Raw genomic sequence first — 8,056 nt, 5'->3', positions numbered from 1 at the left:
CAGAGTTGTGCCGGTTATTACGGCTATACGTCAACGTTTTGATTGTGCGATCTCTGTTGACACCAGCAAAGCGGCGGTGATGTCAGCGGCCATTCAGGCAGGTGCGGATATTATCAATGACGTGCGCTCTTTGCTTGAACCCGGCGCATTGCAGGTTGCCGTGACAGCTCAGGTGCCGGTTTGTCTGATGCATATGCAAGGCGCACCACGCAGTATGCAGCATGCACCGACGTATTCAGACGTTAGCGCAGAGGTGCTGCAGTTTCTGTCGCAACGCGCCAGACAATGCGAGCAGGCAGGGATCAGCAAAGACAACATTATTCTCGACCCTGGGTTTGGTTTTGGTAAAAGTCTGCAGCATAACTTCACGTTATTAGACAAACTGGAGCAATTACTTGAACTCGGATATCCGGTGCTGGCGGGAATGTCGCGCAAGTCGATGATAGGTCAGTTACTTAATGCGCCGGTGAATGAACGTTTGGCAGGCAGTATAGCCTGCGCTACTATTGCAGCATTAAAAGGTGCACAGATTATTCGTGTGCACGATGTTAAAGAAAGTGTGCAGGCGGTCAGGGTTGTGACTGCAATGCAGTATGGAGCATAAAGGATGAGCAGAAAATATTTTGGTACTGATGGTGTCCGGGGAAAGGTCGGCGAGTTTCCGATTACGCCTGAGTTTGCAATGAAACTGGGCTGGGCAGCCGGACGGGTACTGTCACAGCGTGGAACACGCAAAGTACTGATTGGTAAAGACACCCGTATATCTGGCTACTTGCTGGAAACCGCACTGGAAGCAGGGCTGATTGCTGCCGGCATCAATGTGCGCCTGTTAGGGCCTATGCCGACACCGGCTGTGGCCTATCTGACCCGCACGTTTCGGGCAGAGGCTGGTATCGTCATCAGTGCGTCGCATAACCCGTATTACGACAACGGTATTAAGTTCTTCTCAGCCGATGGCACTAAGCTGCCGGATGAAGTTGAACTGGCTATTGAACATGAGCTGGAACAGCCGATGGTATGTGAGAGCTCGGAAAAACTTGGTAAAGCACAGCGTATTGAAGATGCAGCCGGTCGTTATATAGAGTTTTGTAAAAGTCATTTACCAAACCATCTGTCGTTAAGTGGCATGAAGATTGTCATCGATTGTGCTCATGGTGCGACTTATCATATCGCTCCTTCTGTATTCAAAGAGTTAGGTGCGGATGTTGTGGTAATAGGTGCCAGCCCCGATGGTATCAACATCAATGCTAACTGTGGTGCTACGCATACCGATCTATTACAAAAGACTGTGCTGGAGCAACAAGCAGATCTCGGTATTGCATACGACGGTGATGGTGACCGCGTGATGATGGTTGACCATAACGGCCGGGTCATCGATGGCGATGAGATTGTTTATATTATTGCCCGCGCAGCCAAAGCACAAAACAAATTGCAAGGCGGCGTAGTCGGTACCCTGATGAGTAATCTTGGGCTTGAGCTGGCTTTAAAAGAGCTGGATATTCCCTTTGCCCGCAGTGCGGTCGGTGATCGCTACGTAATGGAGCTGCTGCGGGAGAAAAACTGGCGCATCGGCGGTGAAAACTCGGGCCATGTGCTGAATCTGGATCACACTTGCACCGGCGATGGCATTATTGCGTCCTTGCAGGTACTGACGGCGATGATAGAAGCCAAAATGACTCTGGCTGAGTTCAGCCACGGCATGCATAAGCTGCCGCAGGTCCTGGTGAATGTTAAATTTGAAAAAGGTACAGCGCCGCTTGAAAAGCAGCATGTGAAGCAGGTTATCGCAGAGGTAGAGGCTGAACTTAACGGCGGCGGCAGGGTGCTTATCCGCAAGAGTGGTACTGAACCTTTAATCCGCGTTATGGTTGAAGGAGAGCATGAGGCGACAGTGCGTCAGTATGCCGAACGGATCGCTGCTGCGGTAAAAATAGCCAGTTGATTGTCGAAATACGCCACTTTCACTTGTTTGCGCTGGCGCGGTTAGTTAATATCGCGCCGGTCTTATAACAGGATAAAACTGCATGCAACGTACTCCCCTGATAGCAGCGAACTGGAAAATGAATGGTTCTGTTGCACTGGTCGAGGAAATAACGCGGGAACTGGCAAGCTTAAATTTGTCCGAGACCGAGGTGCTGATATGTCCGCCGGCGACGCTGATTAACTGCTTTAGCGCTGAACGTAATTTCGTGTTGGGCGCGCAAAACGTCAGCCATGAGAAAGCAGGTGCTTTCACTGGTGAACTCAGTACAGATTTGCTGCTTGAAGCAGGGGCTCGCTTTGTTATCATCGGCCACTCAGAACGGCGTACGCTGAATTTTGAAAGTGATGCGTTGATTGCTGCCAAGCTTGCCGCGGCAGTAAATGCAGGTCTGACGCCGGTGCTGTGTATCGGTGAAACACTGGAGCAGCGGCAACAAGAAAAAACGCAGCAGGTTCTTGCGCGGCAACTTGATGCGGTGTATGCTTCGCAGCCCGAATTACTGGCGAAATCAGTGATTGCGTACGAGCCCATTTGGGCCATTGGTACAGGTGAGTCGGCGACACCGCAACAGGCGCAGACGACGCATGCGTTTATCAGGCAACATCTGAAACAATACGATACGCAATCTGCAATACGGGTAAAATTATTGTATGGCGGCAGTGTTAATGCAGATAATTGTGCTGCATTATTTGACCAGGCCGACATTGATGGTGCTCTTGTAGGTGGTGCAAGCCTGAAACCTGCAGAATTTGCGCAAATTTGCCTTGCAGTTACAAAAGGTGCAAAGGAATAAGCATGTACGAAATTTTGATTGTAGTTTATCTGTTAGTTGCTATGGCGCTGATTGGTCTGGTGTTAATTCAGCATGGTAAAGGTGCTGATATGGGCGCAGCCTTTGGTGCTGGTGCATCAGCGACGGTATTTGGTTCATCAGGTACAGGTAACTTCCTGACCAAGACAACCACTATTCTGGCAACCATTTTCTTTGTACTGAGCATAGTGCTGGGTAACTACAGCGCTGGTCAGAGTAAGAAAGTTGATGAGTGGCAGAATTTAGAAGTGCCTGCTACTGAACAGGTTGAACAGAAAAAAGATGACGCCAGCGATATCCCTGTAGGTAATTAATCCAGTTATATTCAGCCGAGATGGTGAAATTGGTAGACACGCTATCTTGAGGGGGTAGTGTCTTCGGACGTGCGGGTTCAAGTCCCGCTCTCGGCACCAAATTTATCAACAGTTTGCCCGGGCAATGCTTGCGATAAGCCAGTCAGCGCTATATAATAAGCGCCAATTACGGACGCGGGATGGAGCAGCCTGGTAGCTCGTCGGGCTCATAACCCGAAGGTCGTCGGTTCAAATCCGGCTCCCGCAACCAAATTCACAGTGCAACATTTTTTGTTTAGCTACTGTCGGTTGTCAGCTAGTTCTGTTAATTCAGAGTTGCTATGCGACCAGCTTCTGAGGAAGTGATTTAGATTTTCGGCTTGCATTGGCGATATGCAGGTTGATTAGATGCCCATTCGCCCCGCTAGCTCGGGGCGTTTTCGTATCTGCAGACTCAGTTTTACGCAGTAATGGGCTAAAGGCCCTTTTTTTATTTGCTGTTGCTGCCGCCAAGTGCTGCAGCAGAGTAAGTTTTCCGGAGGTCGCATTGACTAAGCAAGAACAAACGCTGACAGAGCTTTTGCTGCCAACTGTTGAAGCTACAGGCTTTGAATTGTTGGGGCTGGAGCTGGTACAGGCTGGCCGTCATTCAACTTTACGGCTGTACATAGATCACGCTGACGGTGTCAATGTTGATGATTGTGCATTAGTCAGCCGTGAAGTTAGCGCCATTTTAGATGTAGAAGACCCAATAACGAATGAGTATTTGCTGGAAGTCTCCTCACCGGGGCTGGACAGGCCTCTGTTTACTGCAGCGCATTTTGCAGCCGTAGTAGGGCAAAAGATTGAAGTAAAACTGGCTATTCCACAGGATGGCCGGCGTAAGTTTAAAGGCGTACTAACAGCTATTGAAGACGATATGTTGATAGTGGAAGTAGATGGCAAACCCTATCGTTTGCTGATGGACAACGTAGATAAAGCAAACGTGGTGCCGGTTTTTTAATCGGTACCGGGGCAAAGCGAGGCAACAAACAATGGCAAAAGAAATATTATTAGTTGTTGATGCAGTTTCTAACGAAAAGTCTGTGCCAAGGGAAAAGATTTTCCAGGCGCTTGAGTTTGCATTGGCAGCCGCGACAAAAAAGAAAAACGAAGGTGATATTGAAGTGCGCGTCAGCATCGATCGTAAAACCGGTGCTTACGAAACCTTCCGTCGCTGGCAGGTTATCCCGGATGATCAGGTACAGGAACACCCGTTCCGCGAAATGACGCTGTCTGCGGCTCAGTACGATGACCCGTCAGTTCAGGTAGGCGACTACTACGAAGAGCAAATTGACTCAATCGAGTTTGACCGTATTACGACACAGATGGCGAAGCAGGTTATCGTGCAGAAAGTACGTGAAGCCGAGCGTTCACAGGTCGTTGAAGCCTATATTGACCAGGTCGGTGAGTTGGTTACCGGTGTGGTGAAGAAAGTTAACCGTGACAGTATCATTGTCGACTTAGGTAACAATGCTGAAGCGATGTTAGGTCGTGACGAGATGTTACCACGGGAAACGTACCGTCCGGGCGATCGTATTCGCGCCTTATTGTTTGAAGTAAAACCAGAAGCCCGTGGCGCACAGCTGTTTTTAAGCCGGTCACGGCCGGAAATGTTGCTTGAGCTGTTCCGTATCGAAGTGCCGGAAATTGGCGAAGAGATGATTGAATTGCGCGGTGCCGCACGTGACCCGGGCGCCCGTGCCAAAATTGCCGTTAAAAGCAACGACCGTCGTATCGACCCTGTTGGTGCCTGCGTAGGTATGCGTGGTTCACGGGTACAGGCTGTATCAAATGAGTTGGCCGGTGAGCGTGTTGATATCGTGCTGTACGATGACAATGACGCCCAGTTCGTTATTAACGCTATGGCGCCGGCAGAAGTGGCATCGATCATCGTTGATGAAGATGCACATTCAATGGATATTGCAGTAGAAGACGCTAACCTGGCAATGGCCATTGGCCGCAATGGTCAGAACGTCCGCTTAGCCAGTCAGTTGACCGGCTGGGAGCTGAACGTAATGTCAGTGTCTGCGATGAAGCAAAAGCATCAGGAAGAATCAGCAAAAGTGCGCCAGGTCTTTATGGATGCACTGGAAATTGATGAAGATTTTGCTGATGTGCTGGTTGATGAAGGTTTCTCAACACTGGAAGAGATCGCTTATGTTCCGGTTAGCGAGCTGTTAAGCATCGATGGTCTGGATGAAGAGACAGTTGAAGAGCTGCGCGGCCGGGCTAAAGCCGTATTAACCACCCGCGCTCTGGCAAGTGAAGAGTCACTGGAAGGTGCACAGCCAAGCGAAGCGCTGCTAGCACTGAAAGGATTAGATACCCATATGGCCTACGTTCTGGCCAGTAAAGGGGTAACCACGTTAGACGACCTGGCTGAGCTGGGTGTCGATGATTTACTGGAAATTGCCACCATGTCGGAACAACAAGCCGCCGACCTGATTATGGCTGCCCGTAACATCGTTTGGTTTAGCGAAGAAAATTAAGTAGTCAACGGAGGTAACAACACAAATGGCAGAAGTCACTATAGAAAAGCTAGCCAGTGATGTCGGTACTACTGTTGAACGGTTAGTGCAGCAATTCGCTGATGCCGGTATCAGTAAAACAGCCGGACAAATGGTCAGCGAAGAAGAGAAAAAGTCTTTGCTGGATCACTTAAGTGCGCAGCATGGCGGTCATACCGCTGAGCCTTCACGTTTAACGTTAAAACGTAAAGAGAAAACAACACTGAGTGTGTCCGGTGGTGCAGGGCGTAACCGCGAGATCCAGGTAGAAGTGCGTAAGCAGAAAACCTACGTGAAAAAACCTATGGTCGATGAAGCAACGCTAAAAGCTCAGGAAGAAGCCCGCCAGGCGGAAGAGAAAGCCAAAGCAGAAGCCGAACAGGCGCGTCAGGAAGCCGAGCGTAAAGCGAAAGAAGTTGCTGCAGCCAGAGCAAAAGAAGATGCTGAACGTAAAGCCGCAGAAGCCAAACGTCGCGACGAAGCAAAACAGGCTCAGTTGTTAAAAGACGACCCGGAAGAAGCTGCGCGCCGTGCTGCGAAAGAAGAAGCGCGTAAAGAAGCTGAGCGTATTCGTCAGCAACAGGAAGCAGAAGCGTTACGCAAGCTGGAGCAGGAAGCTGCTAAACAGGCAGAAGCGGCGCGTAAACTGGCAGAGGAAAACAGTGAGCGTTGGGCGCAGGAAGAAACGGCCAAACCCGCTGATAATGATGATTACCACCTGACAAGTAATGAATTTGCTAAGCAGGCGGAAGACGAAGTCGACGCTAAAGAAGAGCGTGCTGGCCGTCGTGGTGCAGGTAAGAAAACACCGGTTGTTAAAGGCAAGAAAAAAGACGATGCCAATGACAAAGAGGCCTTTAACCGCGCTAACCGTCATGTGAAGAAGAAAAAGACACCAACCAGTATGCAGCATGGCTTTAACAAACCTGCGCAGCCGGTTGAGCGTGAAGTGAAAATTGGTGAAACCATTACTGTTGCTGAACTGGCCGCCAAAATGGCTGTTAAAGCATCAGAAGTCATTAAAGTGATGATGAAGATGGGCGCCATGGCGACTATCAACCAGGTCATCGATCAGGAAACGGCGGCTATTGTCTGTGAAGAAATGGGCCATAAGTTTACCCTGACCAAGGAAAACGAGCTGGAAGAAGCAGTAATGTCTGACCGCGAAGGTCAGGGTGAGCTGGAGCCACGCGCACCGGTTGTTACTGTTATGGGTCACGTTGACCATGGTAAAACATCGTTACTGGACTATATCCGTAAGGCAAAAGTGGCCGCAGGCGAAGCGGGTGGTATTACCCAGCATATCGGCGCTTACCACGTAGAAACTGACCGCGGTATGGTGACGTTCCTAGATACACCGGGCCACGCTGCGTTTACATCAATGCGTGCCCGTGGTGCTAAGGCAACAGACATTGTTATTCTGGTCGTTGCAGCAGATGATGGTGTGATGCCACAAACTAAAGAAGCGATTCAGCACGCAAAAGCGGCTGGTGTGCCTCTGGTAGTTGCCGTGAATAAAATGGATAAACCAGAAGCGGATCCTGAGCGCGTACGTAATGAGCTGTCGCAGTATGACGTTATCTCTGAAGAATGGGGTGGCGATACCCAGTTCGTGCCGGTATCGGCGAAATCAGGTATGGGCATTGATGATCTGCTTGAAGCGATTCTAAACCAGGCCGAACTGCTTGAACTGAAAGCAGTAAAAGAAGGTTTAGCTCGTGGTGTAGTGATTGAATCACGTCTGGACAAAGGCCGCGGCCCGGTGGCCTCTATCCTGGTACAGGAAGGTACGCTGAAGCAGGGCGAAATCGTACTGTGTGGTTTTGAGTATGGCCGTGTGCGGGCGATGCGTGACGAAAACGGTAAAGAAATCAAAACTGCCGGCCCGTCAATCCCGGTAGAAATCCTGGGCTTATCGGGTGTACCGCAAGCCGGTGACGAAGTAACTGTGGTTAAAGATGAGCGCAAAGCGCGTGAAGTAGCACTGTACCGTCAGGGCAAGTTCCGCGATGTTAAACTGGCACGTCAGCAGAAATCTAAACTGGAAAACATGTTCGCTAACATGACTGAAGGTGATGTGTCTGAGCTGAACATTGTACTGAAAGCTGACGTACAAGGCTCTGTTGAGGCGATCACTGAGTCTCTGATGAAGTTGTCTACTGACGAAGTGAAAGTGAAGATTGTCGGTAGCGGTGTGGGCGGTATTACTGAAACCGACGTCACGCTGGCCGCTGCATCCTCCGCGATTATTATCGGTTTCAACGTCCGGGCTGATGGCTCAGCGCGTAAACTGGTGGAAGATGAAGGCCTTGATTTACGCTACTACGGCATCATTTACGAGCTGTTAGATGAAGTTCGTGCCGCCATGACCGGTATGTTGGCACCAGAATTTAAACAGCAGATCATCGGTCTGGCACAG

General features: G+C 50.0%; 7 protein-coding genes and 2 tRNA genes. All 9 read left to right on the top strand.

Annotation, left to right across the window (positions count from 1 at the left end; genetic code table 11):
* A partial coding sequence (gene folP, locus VIN66_RS11405; protein ID WP_331924107.1) for a dihydropteroate synthase occupies window positions 1–604 on the top strand: 604 nt, incomplete at its 5' end.
* A 3-nt stretch (window positions 605–607) separates the two neighbouring features.
* On the top strand, window positions 608–1,942 hold the full coding sequence (gene glmM, locus VIN66_RS11400) for a phosphoglucosamine mutase (protein WP_331924106.1): 1,335 nt from the start codon (window positions 608–610) through the stop codon (window positions 1,940–1,942).
* 82 nt (window positions 1,943–2,024) lie between these two features.
* The gene (gene tpiA, locus VIN66_RS11395; protein ID WP_331924105.1) at window positions 2,025–2,777 is read left to right on the top strand and encodes a triose-phosphate isomerase; all 753 of its coding nucleotides are present in this window, start codon (window positions 2,025–2,027) and stop codon (window positions 2,775–2,777) included.
* A 2-nt stretch (window positions 2,778–2,779) separates the two neighbouring features.
* Window positions 2,780–3,109 carry a preprotein translocase subunit SecG gene (gene secG, locus VIN66_RS11390; protein WP_134057331.1) on the top strand — a complete coding sequence of 110 codons (330 nt, stop codon included), beginning with the start codon at window positions 2,780–2,782 and terminating at the stop codon, window positions 3,107–3,109.
* Between the two features lie 14 nt (window positions 3,110–3,123).
* Window positions 3,124–3,208: transfer RNA gene (locus tag VIN66_RS11385), tRNA-Leu, on the top strand.
* A gap of 74 nt (window positions 3,209–3,282) precedes the next feature.
* A tRNA-Met gene (locus tag VIN66_RS11380) sits at window positions 3,283–3,359 on the top strand.
* A gap of 276 nt (window positions 3,360–3,635) precedes the next feature.
* The gene (gene rimP, locus VIN66_RS11375) at window positions 3,636–4,091 is read left to right on the top strand and encodes a ribosome maturation factor RimP (protein WP_134057329.1); all 456 of its coding nucleotides are present in this window, start codon (window positions 3,636–3,638) and stop codon (window positions 4,089–4,091) included.
* Between the two features lie 31 nt (window positions 4,092–4,122).
* Entirely contained in the window at window positions 4,123–5,619 is a 1,497-nt protein-coding gene (gene nusA, locus VIN66_RS11370; protein WP_331924104.1) for a transcription termination factor NusA, read from the top strand.
* Between the two features lie 25 nt (window positions 5,620–5,644).
* Window positions 5,645–8,056 (top strand): translation initiation factor IF-2 (gene infB / locus VIN66_RS11365; protein WP_331924103.1); only part of this gene is annotated, 2,412 nt, incomplete at its 3' end.

The sequence above is a fragment of the Rheinheimera sp. genome, assembly GCF_036568245.1.
Classification (GTDB): domain Bacteria; phylum Pseudomonadota; class Gammaproteobacteria; order Enterobacterales; family Alteromonadaceae; genus Alishewanella.
Note: the sequence above shows the minus strand (reverse complement) of the source record. Positions and strands in the feature narration are given on the sequence as shown.